Raw genomic sequence first — 16,159 nt, forward strand, 5'->3', positions numbered from 1 at the left:
GTGACCGACACCGAGATCCTTGAGCGCATCCGCGCCATCTTCAAAGAGAACTTCGCCATCGAGCCCGAACGCGTGACGCCCGAAGCGCACCTGTTCGAAGAGCTCGATCTGGACAGCATCGACGCCGTCGATCTCGCGATCAAGTTGCAGGAGATGACGGGCCGCCGGATCAAGCCCGAGGAGTTCAAGTCGGTGCGCACGGTTGGCGACGTGATCGCGGCGGTCGAGTCGCTGCTCGCGGCGCAGGGCTGATGCACACGCAACGTTCGCACGCGCAGGGCGCCTCGGACGATAGTCAGGCGTCGGGCGCAACGCAAGCAGCCGTGCAGGCAACGAACGACAGCGAGCGCCCGCGTAGCTGGGCGGGCTTCGCGCTGGGTGTGCTCGCAAAGCTCGCGTATCCCGCTGTGATTCTGTGCGCATGGTTCTGGGACGCGCCGCGCTTTGTCGGCTGCCTGCTGTTCGCGCTGTTGTGGCTGCAGCGCTGCGCGGGCACGGGCGCGTTCGGCGCGTCGCTGCGCAAGCTCTCGCGGGTCGACTGGGCGGTGGCGTTGATGCTGAGCATCGCTTCCGCCGCTATCGTGTGGACCAATAGCGAACTGTTGCTGCGCATTTATCCGTCGCTGGTGAATCTCGGTTTGCTGATCGCGTTCGGCGCAACACTCGTGCGCGGCCCGACGATGATCGAAAAATTCGCACGCATCGGCACGCCCAATCTGAGCGAGCCGGCGATCCGCCACACGCGCCGCGTGACGCAGATCTGGTGCGCGTTCTTCCTCGCGAATGGCTTGTTCTCTCTCTACACCGCGCTCTACTGGCCGCGCGAAGCGTGGTCGCTGTATAACGGCGCGATCGCGTATGGTCTTATCGGCCTGCTGCTGGCTGGCGAAATTGCGTGGCGGTATCTCGTGATCCTGCCGCGCGTGCGACGCTCGGAGGCGGCATGATCGCGCTGCACGAGCTGCTGTCGTGCGAGCGCGCTGGGCACGTGCCCGTCTGTCGTGACGACGAAGCAAACCACACAATCGATTTTGCAGCGTTTCGCGCGCGGGTCTTCGCCATCGCTTTGCAACTGCGTGAAACGCAGGCGCGCCGCTACGCGCTGTGCATCGACGATCCCTTCGATTTCGCGTGCGCGCTGTTCGCGCTCTTCGCCTGCGGCAAGACGCCCGTGATTCCGGCGAACGCGACGCCCGGCTATCTCGCCGATCTCGCCGATGCGTACGACGCCGTGCTCACGGACGCCGACGTCCGCGCACATGCCGCAACGCAGGCATGCGCCGAAACGCCGCTAAAAATAGATCCGAACGCGCCGCTCACGCTCTATACATCGGGCAGCAGCGGCACGCCGAAGCCGATTCACAAGACGCTCGCGCAGTTCGACGCCGAAGTACACACGCTGGAGCGCGAGTGGGGCGAACTCGTCGGCGACGCGACCATGCTCGCGAGCGTCCCGCATCACCACATCTACGGTTTGCTGTTTCGCGTCATGTGGCCGCTCGCCGCCGGACGCGCGTTCGATCGCGCCGTCTGCATCGAGCCGCAGCATGTGCAGTCGCGCATCGGGCAATGCGGCGCGGCCGTGGTTGTGTCGTCGCCCGCGCAGCTATCGCGCTGGCCCGCAATGCCGGGCTTCGCGGCGTTGACGCCCGTGCCGCGCGCGTTCTTCTCGTCGGGGGGACCGCTTTCCGCCGAAGCCGCCGCTGAATATGCCGCCGCTTTCGGCAGCGCACCGATCGAAATCTACGGCAGTACGGAAACGGGCGGTATCGCGTGGCGACGTCAGAACGAGACGTCGGCGTGGCGGCCCGTCAACGGCGTACACGTTCAGCGCAGCGAAGACGGCGCGCTGAATGTGCGCTCACCGCATTTGGGCCACGACGACTGGCATCGCACCGACGACGCCATCGTGTTCGACGACGACGGCCGTTTCCGTCTGCAAGGACGACTCGACCGCGTGATCAAGCTCGACGGCAAGCGTGTGTCGCTGCCCGAAGTCGAAGCGCGTCTCGCGTTGCATCCGTATGTCGCGCAGTCGGCGGTGGTGCGGCTCGCGGGAGCGTCGCGCGAACGTCTCGGCGCGGTGGTCGCGCTCAACGATGCGGGCAGCGCGGCGCTGCGCAATGAAGGGCGCGTCGCGCTCGCGAAGACCTTGCGCCGCCATCTCGCCGCCTATTTCGACGTGGTCGTGCTGCCGCGCCACTGGCGCTTTCGCATTGCGCTGCCGTTCGACGCGCGCGGCAAGCTGCCCGTTGCCGCCGTGGCCGCCGCTTTCGAGCCGCGCGACGAAGGCTTCGAACTGCTGTCCGAAGCGCGCAACGGTGACGACGTCCATTACGAACTGCGCGTGCCGCCGACGCTCGACCACTTCGCAGGCCACTTTCCCGGCCTGCCTATCCTTCCCGGCGTCGTGCAACTCGACTGGGCGATACGCCTTGCCACCGCGCACGTGACGGGCGTGCGCGAGATCGAATCCGTCGATCGCCTGAAGTTCACCGCGCCCGTGATGCCGGGCGCCGTGCTCGACCTGAAGCTGTCGCACGATGCTGCGCGGCGGCGCGTGCAATTCGCGTATCGCGTCGATGGCCGCGACAGTGCGTCGGGCGTGATCGTGTATCGGGAGCGCGCATGAGCGACGCAGGTTTCAACGCGTGCATCGTCATTCCGATCTACAACCACAAGGACGCGATCGGCGGCACGATCGAGCGTCTTGCCGCGCACCGATTGCCGATCTTCGTCGTCGACGACGGCAGCGATGAACCGACGCAAGCCGTGCTCGCGAAACTGGCTTGCCAGCATCGCGAGCAGATGACGCTGCTGCGCCTGCCCGTCAACGGCGGCAAGGGCGCGGCCGTGATGGCGGGACTGCGCGCGGCGAAGCGAGCGGGCTATACGCACGCCTTGCAGATCGACGCGGACGGCCAGCACGACGCGAACGATGTGCCGCTGTTTCTCGCTGCCGCGCGCGCCGAGCCGGGCGCTGTGATTCTCGGACGGCCCGTCTACGACGAGAGCGTGCCGAAGTCGCGTCTTTATGGCCGCTATTTGACGCATGTGTGGGTATGGATCGAAACGCTGTCGCTGACGATCCGCGATTCGATGTGCGGCTTTCGTCTGTATCCGCTCGACGCCGCGTGCGCGCTGATCGACAGCGTGCAACTGCCGACGCGCATGGACTTCGACATCGAGATTCTCGTGCGGTTGTACTGGCGGCGCCTCGCGTTCCGCGCGATTCCGACGCGTGTCACGTACGCGATGGACGGCGTGTCGCACTTCGACGTGCTGTGGGACAACGTGCGCATCAGCGCGAGTCATACGCGTCTCGTATGCGGGATGCTGTTGCGTCTGCCGCTGTTGCTCGCGCACAAGTTCATGCCGCGCAAGTCCGCCGCTTTGCATTCAAATGGCGACAACGCGAAATGGTGGCGCATGGCCGAGCGCGGCAGCCGCCTCGGCATGACGCTGCTCGCGCTCAGTTGCAAGCTGTTCGGCATGCGCTTCACCGCGCTGTGGCTGCACCCCATCGTCGCGTACTTTCTGATGACGGGCCGCGCTGCGCGCTCTGCTTCGCGCACGTACTTCACACATCTTGAACAGGCTGCGCAAGGCGAGCGCACGCCGCGCCCCGGCTGGCGCTCCGCATATCGGCAAATGCTCGCGTTCGCGCAATCGGGTCTCGACAAGCTCGCCGCCTGGTCGGGCCGCATCGATTCGAACGACGTGATCTTCGACGATTCGTCCGCGTTCGACGCGCTCGTCGCGAGCGGGCGCGGCGCGCTCGTGATCGGCGCGCATCTGGGCAACCTCGAAATGACGCGCGCGCTTGCCGCGAACGGCGGCCACGCGAAGGTCACGGCCATCGTCTACACCGAACACGCGAAGCGCTTCAACAGCGTGCTGTCGACGGCGAACAGCGAGTTCGCGAAGCGGCTCATGCAAGTCAGCGACTTCGGACCCGAGACGTCGATGATGATGCAGGAGCGTATCGACGCGGGCGAGCTGCTGGTGATCGTCGGCGACCGCGTGCCCGCGCGCGAATCGGGCCGCACGACCGATGCGCAATTTCTCGGCGCGACCGCGCCGTTCGCGCAAGGGCCGTATGTGCTTGCGCATGCGCTCGGCTGCCCGGTGTATCTGTTCTTCTGCCTCAAAGAGCGCGACGAGCGCAACCGCGAGCGCTATCGGCTGTACTTCGAGCCGTTCGCCGAGCGCATTGACCTGCCGCGCCGCGAACGCGCGCAGCATATCGCCGCCTGGGCGCAGCGCTATGCGTCGCGCCTCGAGCACTATTGCCGCAAGGCACCTTATCAATGGTTCAATTTCTTCGATTTCTGGGCGCGTCCCCGAAAGACGATAACGGGTGGCATCCCACACGGAGACGCGAATGTCGGAACATGATCTGATCGACGATGCGCACGCACGTGCCGCGCACACGGCAACGCCGCGTGCGGTGGTGATCGGCGGACGCAAGCTGTCGATCGAAGAGGTCGTCGCGATTGCGAAGGGACGCGCGAGTGTCGCGCTGAGCGGTGATCCCGCGTGGCGTTCGCGCATCCAGCGCGGCGCGGATTTTCTGCGCCGTCATCTCGCCGCGGGCGAAACGGTGTACGGCGTGAACACGGGCTATGGCGACGCATGCGTCGTCGATGTGCCGATGGAACTCGTCGAAGCGTTGCCATTGCAACTGACGCGCTATCACGGCTGCGGCATGGGCGCTTATCTCGACGATGCGCAAGCGCTCGCCGTGATCGCCGCGCGTCTGAACTCGCTCGCGTACGGCTTTTCCGGCGTGCGCCCCGTGCTGCTCGAACGGCTCGCCGATCTGATCAATCATCGTGTGCTGCCGCGCATTCCGTCGGAAGGCTCGGTCGGCGCGAGCGGCGATCTGACGCCGCTGTCGTACGTGGCGGCGGCGCTCGTCGGCGAACGCGACGTGATGTTTGATGGCACGCTGCGCGATGCCGCCGGCGTGTGGGCGCAACTCGGTCATGCGCCGCTGACGCTCGCGCCGAAGGAAGGTCTCGCGCTGATGAACGGCACGGCCGTGATGACGGGCCTCGCGTGTCTCGCGTTTGCGCGTGCCGGACATCTCGCGCGTTTGGCCTCGCGTTTGACGGCGCTGTCGACGGTTGCGCTCGATGGCCGCGCCGCGCACTTCGACGCGATGATCTTCGAAGCAAAACCGCACGCAGGCCAGGCCGAAGCCGCCGCGTGGATTCGCGCGGACCTCGCGGGCCGCGACGATACGCCGGGTCATCGCTTGCAGGATCGGTATTCGATCCGCTGCGCGCCGCATGTGATCGGCGTCGCCGTCGATGCGTTGTCATGGATTCGGCGCGACGTCGAGAACGAACTGAACAGCGCGAACGACAATCCGCTGATCGACCCGGACGGCGAGCGCGTGCTGCACGGCGGCAACTTCTACGGCGGCCATATCGCGTTCGCGATGGACGCGTTGAAGACGGCCGTCGCCAATCTCGCGGACCTGATGGACCGGCAACTTGCGCTGATCGTCGACGACAAGTTCAACAACGGCTTACCGCGCAACCTGACGGGTGCGAGCCCGGCGCGCGCGCCGATCAATCACGGTTTCAAGGCGGTGCAGATTTCTTCGTCGGCGTGGACGGCGGAAGCGCTGAAGCACACGATGCCCGCGAGCGTGTTCTCGCGTTCGACGGAAGCGCACAACCAGGACAAGGTCAGCATGGGCACGATCGCCGCGCGCGATTGCCTGCGCGTGCTCGAACTGACGGAGCAGGTCGCCGCCGCGCATACGCTCGCCACCGTGCAGGCGCTGAAGTTGCGCGTGCGCATCAACGATGCGACGAACGTGCCCGCGCCGCTGCGCGCCTTCGCGCAAGAGGTGGCCGCGATGTCGCCGTTCGTCGACGAAGACCGCGCGCTCGAAAGCGATCTGCGCGCGTTGACGGCGCGCATTGCCGATTGCGCGCTGGTTGAAGGAGGCGCGCATCATGAATGAGCGCCACCAGGGCAAGACGTTGAAGGCGAGTGCCATCGTCGAAGTGCCGTTTCACGATGTCGACGCGATGAACGTCTGCTGGCATGGCCATTACCTGAAGTACTTCGAGATCGGCCGCGCCGCGTTGTTGCGTGCATTCGACTACGACTACCGCGAGATGCAGGCGTCGGGCTACCTGTGGCCGATCGTCGAGGCGCATCTGAAGTACGTGCGGCCCGCGACCTACGGCCAGCGGATCGATGTGCGCACGGAGCTGCTCGAACTCGAAAACCGCCTGAAAATAGGTTACGAAATCGTCGATTGCGCGACGGGCACGCGGCTGACAAAGGGCTACACGATCCAGGTCGCGATCGATGCCGCTACGCAGGAAACGCAATTCGTGTCGCCGCCTGTCGTGTTCGAAAAGCTGGAGCGCGCATGGTCACGCTGACATTACGAGCCGCGTTGGTCGCTGCGTTGCTTGCTGTGGCGAGCGTGAGTTCATACGCGGCGACACAGCAGACGCAGTCTCAAGCGCAAAACGGCAACCCCGCGCTCGTCTCGCAGGTCGCGTCACGTCTTGCGCAGGCGAAGGGCGTGCGCGCGCAGTTCACGCAGACACAGACGCTGTCCGCGATGAAGCAGCCTTTGGTGAGCACGGGCACGCTGGTGTTTTTCCGCGAGCGCGGCGTGATCTGGCGTGTCGATACGCCGTACAAGGCGATCTATGTCATCACCGACTCGGGCGTCAGCGAAGTCGATGCGAACGGCAAGCGCGTCAATACGAAAAGCGCGCAGGGCGTGCGCGGTGTCGCGCAGGTCTCGAAGATGATGCGCGCGATGCTCGGCGGCGATCTGTCCGCGCTGTATTCGCAGTTCGATGTCGACGCGCAAGGCACGCCGTCGCAATGGAAACTCGAACTGAAGCCGAATCAGCCGCAGCTCGCGCAGTCGATCAAGGGCTTGCAGATGACGGGCGGCGAGTTCCTGCAGACGCTGCGTATCACGCTGGCGAACGGCGACGTCACGCAGATCGAGTTCGCGAAGAGCGAAGCGATCAACGATCTCGCACCCGGCGAGCGCACGCTGCTTGGAGCACAATGATGCTGATGGCGCGACAGTGGACCAAGACGCAGTTGTGGGGCATCCGGGCCGCATGGCTCGTGCTCGCGCTCGTCGCGTCGCTGTACTGCGTCTTTCGTTTCATTGGGCCGTCGCCGCTGGAGACGAATCTGCTCGCGCTGCTGCCCGCGACGGAAGCCGATCCCGTCGCTGAAAAAGCCGTCGATACGCTGGCCAACGCGCTCGGCGACCGCACGGTGTTTCTGGTGACGAGCAAGGACGACGCACGCGCGAAAGCGGCGGCGAAACAATTCGGCGCGGCGTTGCAGAAAAGCGGCGCGTTCGCGTCGGTGACGGCGGAGTTGCCGCCGTTCGACATGTCGCAGATCGGCGGGTTGTATATGCCGTATCGCTTCGGCCTGTTGACGCGCGACGACCGCGACGCCGTTGCAAACAACACGGCATCGCTGCACGACGCGCTGATGCAGCGCATCTACAACCCGGTGCGCGGCCCACTAGCCACGCAACTCGCCGACGACCCGTTCGGCTGGCTCGAACACTTCCTGAGCGCCTTGCCGCTCGCCACCTCGAATCTCGATCTCGAAGACAACATGCTCGTCGCGCATCGCGGGGACCTGACGAGCGTGCTCGTGGTCACGACGCTGCCCGGTTCCGCGTACGAATCGCAGACGCAGCGCGCTGTATTGGCGGCGGCTGCACAGGCGGAAGCGTCGCTGAAATCGGGCTATCCCGATGCGAGCGTCGCGCGCACGGGCGCCGTGTTCTATGCGGAATCGGCGCGCAGCGCGTCGGAGCGCGAAGTGCATCTGATCGGCGTCGCGTCCGCGTGCGGCATCGCGCTGCTGATGCTGTGGGTGTTCCGTTCGCCGCGTCTGTTGCTGTTCGGCTTCGTGTCGACGGCGCTCGGCATCGTTTGCGCGCTCGCCGTCACGATGCTGGTGTTCGGCAAGCTGCATCTGTTGACGCTCGTGTTCGGCGCGAGCCTGATCGGCGAGGCCGTCGATTATTCGATTCAATATTTCGTCGTCTACCTTGGTGCGCAGCGTGGCTGGAACGCACGGCAGGGCGCGCGCTCGGTGCGGCCTGCGCTGACGGTTGCGCTCGCGACGAGCCTGCTCGGCTACGCAATCCTCGCGTGGGTGCCGTTCCCGGCGCTCAAGCAGATTGCGTGCTTTGCGATCGCCGGGATCTGCACGGCGTTCGCGTCCGTGCTGTGGCTGCTGCCCGTGCTGCTCGTCAAGGGGCCGAAGCATGCCCAGCGGCGTCTCTTCATGCGCGCCGCGACGCTGCTCGAACGCTGGCACGCGGCTATCGGCGGGCGGCGCGCGTGGATCGTCGCGGGCGTGCTCGTGCTGCTCGCGATTCCCGGCTGGCTGCGCCTCACCAGCGACGACGATATCCATCTGCTGATCCAGCGCGATCCCGCGCTCGTCGCGCAGGAAGATCAGGTGCGCAATGCGATCGGCGTCGATAACACCGCGCAGTTCTTCGTCGTGCGTGGGCCGTCGGCGGAAACCGTGTTGCAGCGCGCGGAAGCGCTGGGCGTGAAGCTCGATGCGTTGAGCGGCGCGCAAGCGGTCAATGGCTGGCAATCGGTGACGCAGTTCGTGCCGTCGGCGCAACGCCAGGCCGATACGCACAACGTGCTCGCGCAACACGTGTTCAACGATCCCTCCGCGCTTCGTTCGATGCTGCTGCAAGCGGGCTTTCGCGACGAAATCGCCGATGCATGGCTCGCTTCCTACGCGAAGTCGAACGCTGCGCCTTTGACGGTCGAGCGCTGGCTCGCCGCGCCCTGGTCGCAACCTTATCGTCATCTATGGCTGGGCGCTGTGGACGCGCGCGGTGAGCACGGCTACGCAGCGATTGTGATTCCACAACGCGTGACGCCGCAAAACGTCGCCGCGTTGATCGGCGCCGCGCATTCCGTCGATGGCGTCGTATTCGTCGACAAGGCCGCGAGCGTGTCGAAGCTGTTCGGCGCCTATCGCATAGACAGCGGCATCTGGCTTGCGGGCGCGCTGCTGCTCGTGCTGATTCTGCTGATGGTGCGCTATACGCCGCGCGGCGGCATCGCGACGACGCTGCCCGTGCTGCTCGCCATCGGCGTGACGCTCGCCGCCTTCGGCTACGCGCGCGTGCCGCTCAATCTGTTCAACTGCCTCGCGCTGATGCTCGTGCTCGGCGTCGGCGCAAACTATGCGGTATTCCTGCGCGAAGGCTGTCTGCGTGACCACGCCGATCTCGGCGCGGTGTGGACGGGCGTGCTGCTGTCGGCGGCGACCACCTTGCTGTCATTCGGCATGCTGGCTTTAAGCGCGATGCCCGCATTGAAGAGTTTTGGCGCCACGCTGGCGCTCGGCATACTCGTGTCGGTGCTGCTTGCGCCGATCGGCATGCCGCCTGGAAGAAGGAGAGTCGCATGACGCTGCCACCTGTTTATCTGCATGCGCTCGGCATGGTCAACGCGCTCGGCGGCGACGTCGCTTCGATCGTGCCCGCGCTCGAAGCCGCGCAATCGCCCGGCATGGGATTGATGCACACGGGCATCGGCGATGCGTACGTCGGCCGCGTGTCGACGCCGCTCGACATCGCGTTGCCCGCGACGCTCAAGCGCTTCGATTGCCGCAACAACCGCATGTTGCTCGCGGCGCTCGAACAGATTCGCCCCGAGATCGAGGCGGCGCGCGAGCGCTACGGCTCGCACCGGATCGGCGTCGTGCTCGGCACGAGCACATCGGGCATCGACGCGGCTGAGGTCGCCTTCGTCCACCAGGCGCAAGCGGGTGAGTTGCCCGACGACTTCAACTACCGGCAGATGGAGATCGGCACCGCCGCGCCGTTCGCGGCCGCCGCGCTGAATGTGCAGGGGCCCGCGTTCACGATTTCGACGGCTTGCACGTCGAGCGCTAAAGCATTCGTGTCGGCGCGCCGTTTACTGCAACTGGGCGTGTGCGACGCGATGGTCGTTGGCGGTGTCGATTCGCTGTGCGAGCTGACGGTGCAGGGCTTTGCGTCGCTTGAATCGACGAGCGTGACGCGCACCAATCCGATGAGCCGCAACCGCAGCGGCATCAACGTCGGCGAGGGCGCCAGCGTGTTCCTGATGACGCGCGACGAAGACGAAGTGCGCCTCGCGGGCGCGGGTGAATCGAGCGACGCGCATCATGTGTCGGCGCCGGACCCGCAGGGTATCGGCGGCGAGCTTGCGTTGCGCGCGGCGCTGAAGGACGCGGGCATCGAGGCGTCGGCGATCGCATATGTGAATCTGCACGCGACGGCTACGCGCAAGAACGACGACATGGAGGCGCATCTGATGTCGCGCGTGTTCGCGCACGGCGTGCCCGTGAGCGGCACGAAGCCGCTCACGGGGCACCAGCTCGGCGCGGCGGGCGCGACGGAACTGGGCTTCGCGTGGCTCACGCTCGCGCGCGGTGACGTGGCGATGCCGCGCCATCGATGGGATGGCGAAGCGGACCCGGCGTTGCCCGAACTCGATCTCGTGCAGGACGAGCGGCGCATTCCGCGCGACGGCGCGCAATACGTGATGAGCAATTCGTTCGCGTTCGGCGGCAGCAACGTCAGCCTGATACTGGCGCGCTGAACGGCGCGAACGCACGCAGCAAAAAACATAACGACATGACGGCCACACCTGAGACCAGCGAAGCTTTTCCGCCCATCGACACGATCCTGCCGCATCGTGGCACGATGCTGCTCGTCGATGGTGTGAGCGCATTCGGCGACGAAGCACTGACCGCGCATGCGACCGTTCGCGGCGACGCATGGTACGCGGACGAAAACGGCGCGATGCCCGCGTGGATCGGCATCGAACTGATGGCGCAGGGCGTGGCCGCACATGTCGCGCTGCTCGCGATGCGTGCGGGTGGCCGTGCGCGTCCCGGCGTGCTGCTCGGCACGCGCAGCTACAAGGCGCACGTGAGCGCGTTTGCGTGTGACGCGCGGCTGACGATCAGCGTGCAGGAAGTGCTGCGCAGCGACGCAGGCCACAGCGCCTACGAATGCACGATTGACCACGACGGAGTGCGTTGCGCGGATGCCGTCATCAAGGTCTTTCAACCGGGCGATTTTCAGACGTTCATCGAAGGGAGTATCAGTTCATGAGCCGGCGAGTTCTGGTTACGGGCGCCAGCCGCGGCATTGGCCGCGCGATTGCATATCAACTGGCAGCGGACGGCTTCGCGGTGTCCGTGCATTGCCGCACGGGCCGCACGGAAGCCGAGGCCGTCACGGCGGGCATCGCGGCGCAAGGCGGCTCGGCGCGCGTGCTGCAGTTCGACGTGCGCGAGCGCGCCGTCTGCCGCGAAGTGCTCGAAGCGGATGTCGCTGCGCACGGCCCGTACTACGGCATCGTGTGCAGCGCGGGCGTGACGCGCGACGCGGCCTTTCCCGCGCTCACCGACGAAGACTGGGACGTCGTGATCGAAACGGGTCTCGACGCGTTCTATAACGTGGTGCATCCGCTGACGATGCCAATGGTCCGCGCGAAGAAGGGCGGCCGCATCGTGACGATCGCGTCGGTGTCGGGCGTGATCGGCAACCGTGGGCAGGTCAACTACAGCGCGGCAAAAGCGGGGCTGATCGGCGCGTCGAAGGCACTCGCCGTCGAACTCGCGTCGCGCAGCATCACGGTCAACTGCGTGGCGCCGGGGCTGATCGAAACGGGCATGCTCGATGACATGCCGCTCGAACACGCGCTGAAGACCGTGCCGATGAACCGTGTCGGTCAACCGGCAGAAGTCGCGGCGGTGGTCAGCTTCCTGATGTCGGATGCGGCCTCGTACGTGACGCGCCAGGTGATCGGCGTCAATGGCGGGATGATCTGATGAAGCGCGTCGTCATTACGGGCATGGGCGGCGTCACGGCGCTCGGCAGCCGCTGGGACGAAATCGAAGCCGCGTTGAAGGCGGGCCGCAACGCGGTGCGGCGCATGCCGGAGTGGGACTACTTCGAGTCGCTGCATACGCGCCTCGCGGCGCCGCTGCCCGCGTTCGCTCAACCCGCTGACTGGCCGCGCAAGAAGACGCGTTCGATGGGCGCGGTGTCGATGTACGCGGTGCGCGCGAGCGAACTGGCGCTCGCCGACGCGGGCCTCGCGAACGATGAATCGATCAAGGACGGCCGCATGGGCGTCGCGTACGGATCGTCGTCGGGCTCCGTCGAACCGATCCGCGCATTCGGCACGATGCTCGAGACGGGCTCGATGGCCAACGTCACGTCGAACAGCTATGTGCAGATGATGCCGCACACGACGGCTGTCAACGTGAGCCTGTTCTGGGACCTGAAAGGCCGCATCGTGCCGACCTCGTCGGCGTGTGCGTCGGGCAGCCAGGCGATCGGCTACGCGTATGAAGCGATCGCGACGGGCAAGCAGACATTGATGCTCGCGGGCGGCGCGGAAGAGTTGTCGGGGCCCGCTGTCGCCGTGTTCGACACGCTCTATGCGACCAGCACGCGCAACGACGAACCGCATCTGACGCCGCGTCCGTTCGACGCGAAGCGCGACGGTCTCGTGGTCGGCGAGGGCGCGGCCACACTCGTGCTCGAAGAATACGAACATGCGAAGGCGCGTGGCGCGACGATTCATGCGGAGATCGTCGGCTTCGGCTGCAATTCGGACGGCGCGCACATGACGCAGCCGACGGCGGCCACGATGGCGCGCGCGATGCAACTCGCGCTGGAAGACGCGAAGCTCGACGCGAACGCGATTGCGTATGTGAACGCGCACGGCACGTCGACGGATCGCGGCGACATCGCGGAAAGCCAGGCGACGGCGCAGACCTTCGGCGAGCGCATGCCGATTTCCTCGCTGAAGAGCTACGTCGGGCATACGCTCGGCGCATGCGGCGCGCTCGAAGCGTGGTGGACCATCGAGATGATGAAGCGCAACTGGTACGCGCCGACGCTCAATCTCACGGAAGTCGATTCCGCGTGCGCGCCGCTCGATTACATCATGGGCGAAGCGCGCAGCATCGACGCCGACTTTGTGATGAGCAATAACTTCGCGTTTGGCGGCATCAATACGTCGCTGATTTTCAGGCGCATTCGATGAGCCGTAGCCGTTCGCAAGGCTTGCAGCGAGTCGTCGTCACGGGCATGGGCATCGTGTCGTGCATCGGCAATACGCTCGACGACGTGAGCGACGCGTTGCGCGCCGGGCGCAGCGGCATCACGCGCGTCGACGCGTGGCGCGAGCGCGGCTTCGGCACGCAGGTCGCGGGTGTGGCGTCGGTGGCCGGCGAGCCGCCGTTCGAACGCAAGCTCGAACGCTTCATGGGCGACACCGCGCGCTTTGCCTGTCACGCGGCGCGCAAGGCGATCGACGACGCAGGCCTCGACCTCGCGTCGCTGCGCTCGCCTGACGTCGGCGCCGTGATCGGCTCGGGCGTCGGCACGATGTCGGCATACGACGACGCGATGACTATTGCAAATGTGCGCGGCGTCGAGAAAACGCCGCCGTATACGGTGCCGCAGGCGATGAGCAGCACGGCGTCGGCGAATGTTGCCCAGGTGTTCGGGATCGAAGGCGTGACGTATTCGCCGTCGTCGGCTTGCACGACGTCGGCGCTCGCAATCGGCCAGGCGATGCAGTTGATTCAGACGGGGCGTCAACAGGTCGTGCTCGCGGGCGGCAGCGAATGCCTGCACGACAACATGACGCTCATGTTCGACGCGATGCATGCGTTGTCGCGCCATTTCAACGACACGCCCGTGCGTTCGTCGCGTCCGTACGATACCGCGCGCGATGGTTTCGTGATCGCGTCTGGCGGGGGCGTGCTCGTGCTCGAAGCGCTCGACCATGCGCTCGCGCGCGGCGCGCGCATCTACGCGGAGGTGACGGGCTTTGGCCACAGCACCGATGGCGCGGGCATGGTGACGCCGCACGCGCAGGGCATCGCGCGCGCGATGCAGGCGGCGCTCGACGAAGCGGGCGCGCGCCCGGACTACGTGAACGCGCACGCGCCATCGACGCCGCTTGGCGACATCGAAGAACTGCGCGCGCTGCAAACGGTGTTCGGTAACGACGTGCCGCCGTTTTCGTCGACGAAGGGTTTGACGGGGCATCCGCTCGGCGCATGCGGCGCGCACGAAGCGATCTACACGCTGCTGATGATGCGTGACGGTTTTATCGCGGGGACGACGGGCATCGAACATCTCGAACCGCTCGCGCAGTCCATGCCGCTCGTGCAGGCCACGCGCGAAGCGCAGATGAATAGCGCGTTGTCGGTGTCGTTCGGCTTTGGCGGCAGTTGCGCGAGCCTGATGTTCGCAAGGATTTGACCGCCGCCTGTCGGGCTCAATCACAGGCAAGCAGGCAAGCGAAGCAAGCAGCAGTACGCAGAATAAACAACTAAAAGGGAAGTCGAAACAATGAAAACGAAAATCGCACTGGGGTTGGTGGCTGCCGTCGTGCTGACGCAGGCCGGTTGCACGACCAAAATCAAATCGCTGCCGATGCCGGCTGCCGTCCAGACGCAGAACGGGCAAGACGTCGCGCTTTACTTCGGCAACCAGACGCATGCGCCCGTGAAGCAGTCGTACGGCAACAAGGAATTTGCCGTACGCGTGCTGCGCAAGGTGGAGAGCAGCCCGGAGGCCAACTGCAGTATCGCGCTGGAGAAGGCGGTGCAGGAACTGCGCGACTATGCGCGTGCGCAGCACGCGAACGCCGTCGTCGACGTCAGGACGCGCTTCCAGCATAACGAATCGGCTTCTTCGACCGAGTTCACCTGCGGCGCGAGCCTGAATGGATCGACACTCGCGGTGCGCGGCGATGTCGTGATGCTCGAAACGCAATAACAATTCCAACCACGAGGGTCATAACCATGAAGCGTCACCTGATCTGTGCAGTTGCCGTCGCATGCCTCGCCTCGCACGCCTTCGCGCGCGACAGCGTCGAGAGCTATCCGGTCGCCGCCGCGCTCGCGAGCGAGCCGGGCAAAGTCGGCGACGATATCCCGCTGTATTTCGCGGGGCAGAAGCACCCGGCCGTCGTGAAGAGCTACGGCGAGTTCGCAACGAACAAGAAGACCAACGCGTTCGGCAAAAGCGACGAGACGGCGTGCCAGCACGTGTTCCTGTCGGCCGTGATCGAACTGCAGGATCGCGCACGCAAGGAAGGCGGCAACGCCGTCATCAACATCAAGAGCAACTACAAGAACGAAGTGCGCGAGAGCGCAACGGAGTTCACCTGCGGTGCGGGCGCGGTGATTGCTGGTGTCGCGTTGAAGGGTGATGTGGTGACGCTGAAGAAGTAACGGTTTTGATGCGTTGGGCGGCTGCAGCGCCGATTTGCTATGCAGCCGCTCGATGTGTCGTCAGTCTGTCTTGATTGCCGCGACGTTGACGAGCGTCTCGCGCCGCTTGCCGGGCTTCGGCGTGTAGATGTGCAGACGTTCGAGCAGGCCGAAGTCCTTGGCGCGGCTCCACCACAAATACGGCAGCGAGACGTTGTGCGCGCCGAATGTGAAGCCTCCGCGACGGATCATGTCGAGATAGCCGTCCGCGCTTTTTTGCACGTGCATCGGATGACGGAACAGCAGGCGGATCACCCACGACTTGATGTAGGCATCCGTCGATTCGGCGAACAGCAGCACGCCGCCCGGCTTCAGCACACGGCGGAACTCGGCGAGCGCGCGTTCCTGCTCGACGAGATGGTGGAAGGTTTGATGGCAGAACACGATGTCGGCGCTCGCATCGGGCAGCGGCAGGTTCGCGCAGTCGCCGTGCAGTACGTCGATTCCGGTTTCGCGGGTGTCGGCGTGCTGGAGGCAAACTTGCGCGGACTGTTTGGCAAGTGCGAGCGACGGCTCATGAAAATCGATGCCGATGATTCGTTGCGGCTTGAACGCCTGCGCGAGCAGCCGGAACGAAATGCCCTGTCCGCAGCCGACGTCGACGATCACGGGTGCAGCGGGCAGCGGCGTATCGATCAGGCGCTTGAGGTCGTTGATTGCGACGCGCAGCACATGGTGTTCCCACGTATGGGTGCGCAGGAACCAGACGCCGAATGCTGTTTCCGGTACGAAGGGTACGTCGTTCGGTACGCGGTCCGTCATGCTGGATGATTCGGTGGACTGCACGTTATTCCCCGGTCGG

At 65.5% G+C, this 16,159-nt stretch carries 16 protein-coding genes; 15 read left to right on the plus strand and 1 reads right to left on the minus strand.

Annotated features, from left to right (window positions below):
• The 15 genes from C2L65_RS03680 to C2L65_RS03750 all read left to right on the plus strand — a co-directional run bounded on the left by C2L65_RS03680 (position 1) and on the right by C2L65_RS03750 (position 15,318).
• The gene (locus C2L65_RS03680) at positions 1 to 252 is read left to right on the plus strand and encodes an acyl carrier protein (protein WP_007578129.1); all 252 of its coding nucleotides are present in this window, start codon (positions 1 to 3) and stop codon (positions 250 to 252) included.
• Positions 252 to 947, plus strand: a complete 696-nt coding sequence (locus tag C2L65_RS03685) for a COG4648 family protein (protein WP_042313215.1) — start codon at positions 252 to 254, stop codon at positions 945 to 947. Before C2L65_RS03680 ends, C2L65_RS03685 begins: the two co-directional genes overlap by 1 nt.
• A complete protein-coding gene (locus C2L65_RS03690) occupies positions 944 to 2,632 on the plus strand; it encodes an ApeI family dehydratase (protein WP_042313212.1) in 1,689 nt (562 codons plus the stop codon). Before C2L65_RS03685 ends, C2L65_RS03690 begins: the two co-directional genes overlap by 4 nt.
• Entirely contained in the window at positions 2,629 to 4,398 is a 1,770-nt protein-coding gene (locus C2L65_RS03695) for a glycosyltransferase family 2 protein (RefSeq protein WP_042313210.1), read from the plus strand. Before C2L65_RS03690 ends, C2L65_RS03695 begins: the two co-directional genes overlap by 4 nt.
• Positions 4,385 to 5,980 (plus strand): HAL/PAL/TAL family ammonia-lyase, encoded by a 1,596-nt coding sequence (locus tag C2L65_RS03700; protein ID WP_042313207.1) that lies wholly within the window; start codon positions 4,385 to 4,387, stop codon positions 5,978 to 5,980. The genes C2L65_RS03695 and C2L65_RS03700 overlap by 14 nt, the downstream gene beginning before the upstream one ends.
• The gene (locus C2L65_RS03705; protein ID WP_042313321.1) at positions 5,973 to 6,410 is read left to right on the plus strand and encodes an acyl-CoA thioesterase; all 438 of its coding nucleotides are present in this window, start codon (positions 5,973 to 5,975) and stop codon (positions 6,408 to 6,410) included. The genes C2L65_RS03700 and C2L65_RS03705 overlap by 8 nt, the downstream gene beginning before the upstream one ends.
• Positions 6,398 to 7,063, plus strand: coding sequence for a LolA family protein (locus C2L65_RS03710; protein WP_042313204.1), 666 nt, complete (start codon positions 6,398 to 6,400; stop codon positions 7,061 to 7,063). The genes C2L65_RS03705 and C2L65_RS03710 overlap by 13 nt, the downstream gene beginning before the upstream one ends.
• Entirely contained in the window at positions 7,063 to 9,468 is a 2,406-nt protein-coding gene (locus C2L65_RS03715; RefSeq protein WP_042313318.1) for an MMPL family transporter, read from the plus strand. The genes C2L65_RS03710 and C2L65_RS03715 overlap by 1 nt, the downstream gene beginning before the upstream one ends.
• Complete coding sequence (locus C2L65_RS03720) at positions 9,465 to 10,646, plus strand: beta-ketoacyl-[acyl-carrier-protein] synthase family protein (protein ID WP_042313201.1); 1,182 nt, start codon at positions 9,465 to 9,467, stop codon at positions 10,644 to 10,646. Before C2L65_RS03715 ends, C2L65_RS03720 begins: the two co-directional genes overlap by 4 nt.
• 35 nt (positions 10,647 to 10,681) lie before the next feature.
• Positions 10,682 to 11,164 (plus strand): hotdog family protein, encoded by a 483-nt coding sequence (locus C2L65_RS03725; protein WP_042313198.1) that lies wholly within the window; start codon positions 10,682 to 10,684, stop codon positions 11,162 to 11,164.
• The gene (locus C2L65_RS03730; RefSeq protein ID WP_007744134.1) at positions 11,161 to 11,886 is read left to right on the plus strand and encodes a 3-ketoacyl-ACP reductase FabG2; all 726 of its coding nucleotides are present in this window, start codon (positions 11,161 to 11,163) and stop codon (positions 11,884 to 11,886) included. Before C2L65_RS03725 ends, C2L65_RS03730 begins: the two co-directional genes overlap by 4 nt.
• Positions 11,886 to 13,112 (plus strand): beta-ketoacyl-ACP synthase, encoded by a 1,227-nt coding sequence (locus C2L65_RS03735; RefSeq protein ID WP_042313194.1) that lies wholly within the window; start codon positions 11,886 to 11,888, stop codon positions 13,110 to 13,112. The genes C2L65_RS03730 and C2L65_RS03735 overlap by 1 nt, the downstream gene beginning before the upstream one ends.
• A complete protein-coding gene (locus tag C2L65_RS03740; RefSeq protein WP_042313192.1) occupies positions 13,109 to 14,341 on the plus strand; it encodes a beta-ketoacyl-[acyl-carrier-protein] synthase family protein in 1,233 nt (410 codons plus the stop codon). Before C2L65_RS03735 ends, C2L65_RS03740 begins: the two co-directional genes overlap by 4 nt.
• Before the next feature lie 90 nt (positions 14,342 to 14,431).
• The gene (locus C2L65_RS03745; protein ID WP_042313189.1) at positions 14,432 to 14,860 is read left to right on the plus strand and encodes a hypothetical protein; all 429 of its coding nucleotides are present in this window, start codon (positions 14,432 to 14,434) and stop codon (positions 14,858 to 14,860) included.
• Between the two features lie 26 nt (positions 14,861 to 14,886).
• Positions 14,887 to 15,318 (plus strand): excinuclease ABC subunit A, encoded by a 432-nt coding sequence (locus tag C2L65_RS03750; RefSeq protein WP_042313185.1) that lies wholly within the window; start codon positions 14,887 to 14,889, stop codon positions 15,316 to 15,318.
• 60 nt (positions 15,319 to 15,378) lie between these two features.
• Here C2L65_RS03750 and C2L65_RS03755 read toward each other — a convergent pair whose 3' ends face one another.
• A complete protein-coding gene (locus tag C2L65_RS03755; protein ID WP_042313182.1) occupies positions 15,379 to 16,119 on the minus strand; it encodes a class I SAM-dependent methyltransferase in 741 nt (246 codons plus the stop codon).
• Positions 16,120 to 16,159: the final 40 nt, after the last annotated feature.

Source organism: Paraburkholderia terrae (assembly GCF_002902925.1).
GTDB lineage: Bacteria > Pseudomonadota > Gammaproteobacteria > Burkholderiales > Burkholderiaceae > Paraburkholderia > Paraburkholderia terrae.